This is a genomic window from Streptomyces sp. NPDC059037, from assembly GCF_042740015.1.
Classification (GTDB): domain Bacteria; phylum Actinomycetota; class Actinomycetes; order Streptomycetales; family Streptomycetaceae; genus Streptomyces.
Genome location: NZ_JBHYIG010000310.1, coordinates 9,230 through 11,175, shown reverse-complemented (window position 1 = coordinate 11,175; position 1,946 = coordinate 9,230). Strand labels below are relative to the sequence as shown.

Below are 1,946 nucleotides of genomic sequence, written 5' to 3'. Positions count from 1 at the left end.
TCTCCAACCGCACGCCGGAATCCTCTATCCTGCTTGGTCTCGTGGGCTCGGTTATGTGTATACGCGACAGGACCGGGGCAGCGAGCTGCCCTGGTCTATCCCGGCCCCAAGGCCCCCCAAACCAACGGGGCGAACCTCATGAACACCAGGCACGTGATGAACCACCCGGCGCAGCTCCCCCGCATGACGTCTGCCCACGGCCCACGCGCCCTGCATAGGCCGGCCATATCCGTCTGGGCTCAGCTGGACTCAGCGGTTAGCACCCGCTGACGTCCGACGGCGCATCCCGGCCGCCCGCGGATTACCAGGTCCGGGCTCGGCCACCGCCCGGAGAAGATCTGCTTCCCCCGAGCGGCGCGCAGCAGGAGCGAGGCGAGCCCCCAGCAGCTGCTCCTGCCGCGCCGCAGTGAAGAACGATTCAGGCTCGCTACTTCGAGGCATGTGTCGTACCCAATACGCCCCCTGGCATCGCAAACCTCCCGGATCTCGCATATGAAGGAGCGCACCGATGAACCGCCCCCACCCAGAAGCGTCCAACTCTGGTGAGTTCAAAGGCTTCAACGAAGCCCGGCGCATGATGTGGTGCCATGACGCTCGTGCCCGCGTGTACGAGCGGTTCGAGCAGACGAGCTTCATCGGTGACACGAACGTTGCAGCGGTCCACGTCGACAACACCACCAGGGCAGACCGTGTGTTCCTCGTGGCATTCGACAAGGCCGGCCAGCAGATCGGCGTCGACACGCTCTACATCGACGAGCCGAATCAACACCTCGACATCGCACCCGAGTTCGACCACGACTTCACCGGCATGGATGTCGTGCCGGACTCACAGCTTGACCAGGTCATCTCTCGCGAGAACGGCTGGGTCGTCAACCTGAAGGTACTGCGCGAGTACGACCCCTTAGCCGATCGCCGGGCCACGCAGCGCGCGGTGTTCCTGGCGCACCTGCAGGACATGATGAAGAAGGGTGACGTCCGCGGATTCCTGTTTGGCCGGGGTGAGTCCGACGACACTGATGCGGCGTGAGAGACCACGACCTCGTACCTCAGAAGATCCCGCCGGCAGCCTGGCCGGCGGGGTTTTCTGATCTCTGACGCTGTTACAGTGCTGCATTTTCGCAACAGGGGAGGGGATCAGCACAGCTGATCCGGGCGTCGAACCGGGCCGAGTGCTTTGCGGGGAGACATACCGTGGACCGGCTCACGCCGGTCCCGGGTGACGCCTCGCGGTGAGCCCTACGAGGCCACGCAGTTCGTCTTCGGCACCTTCGACGTCCCGGAGCAGCAACCATGAGCAAACCGCTGAGCATGAAGGACCCAACGGTCAAGTTCCACAGCAGCCGCGCCGGCGTCTACCGCGGCGAGACCACGATCTGGCAGGCCCCTGAGGGAAGTCTCTACCGCGTCGTCCAGCGTCTGGACCCGGCCGAGTTCGAGATCGCGGCCCTCGTCCCCACCGGGTGGATCACGCTTCTGGCCCTGCACAAAGAAGCAGACGGCGTAGCCGACCAGGATGAAGCGATGAACCGCTGGCTGGACATCCAGAACCTTTCCCCGACCTCGAGCGGCGACTGGGTGGCAGAGCCCAGGACCGAAGCATGACCGCCTCCGCCGATTCCGGGCTCACGCTGGACGACGTCCTCGATCTGAGCACAGCGCTCGATCTCGTCGATGCGAAGGTCGAGCTGCTCAGCGAGTACAAGCTTAAATACCCGCAGGACTACACGCCGGATGGCATCTGGTCCGTGAGGGACGAGTTCGAGCAGCTGCCCCAGCTGCGCACGCGACTGGTGGATCTGCGGGCCCGCGGTAGCAGAGTCCTCTGCCTGAGAAGACGAGCATGTGGGGGGGGCCGCGGCCCCCCCCCCCCGCCCACCCAAACCAACGGGGACCCCCCCCCCCCCCCGCCCCCGGGGGCGCCACCCCCGGGGGCGAGCGCGCCACAC

General features: G+C 65.8%; 2 protein-coding genes. Both read left to right on the top strand.

The features are described from left to right. Positions 1-508 precede the first annotated feature (508 nt). Positions 509-1,027, top strand: coding sequence for a hypothetical protein (locus ACFWY6_RS39110; protein WP_384700760.1), 519 nt, complete (start codon positions 509-511; stop codon positions 1,025-1,027). A 263-nt stretch (positions 1,028-1,290) separates the two neighbouring features. Next, on the top strand, positions 1,291-1,602 hold the full coding sequence (locus tag ACFWY6_RS39105; protein WP_384700758.1) for a hypothetical protein: 312 nt from the start codon (positions 1,291-1,293) through the stop codon (positions 1,600-1,602). The last annotated feature ends 344 nt before the right edge of the window (positions 1,603-1,946 follow it).

What these genes read in the sequence shown, in the direction of transcription:
- ACFWY6_RS39110 (WP_384700760.1), top strand. Translation starts at nt 509, where the DNA reads ATGAACCGCCCCCACCCAGAAGCGTCCAACTCTGGTGAGTTCAAAGGC.
- ACFWY6_RS39105 (WP_384700758.1), top strand. Translation starts at nt 1,291, where the DNA reads ATGAGCAAACCGCTGAGCATGAAGGACCCAACGGTCAAGTTCCACAGC.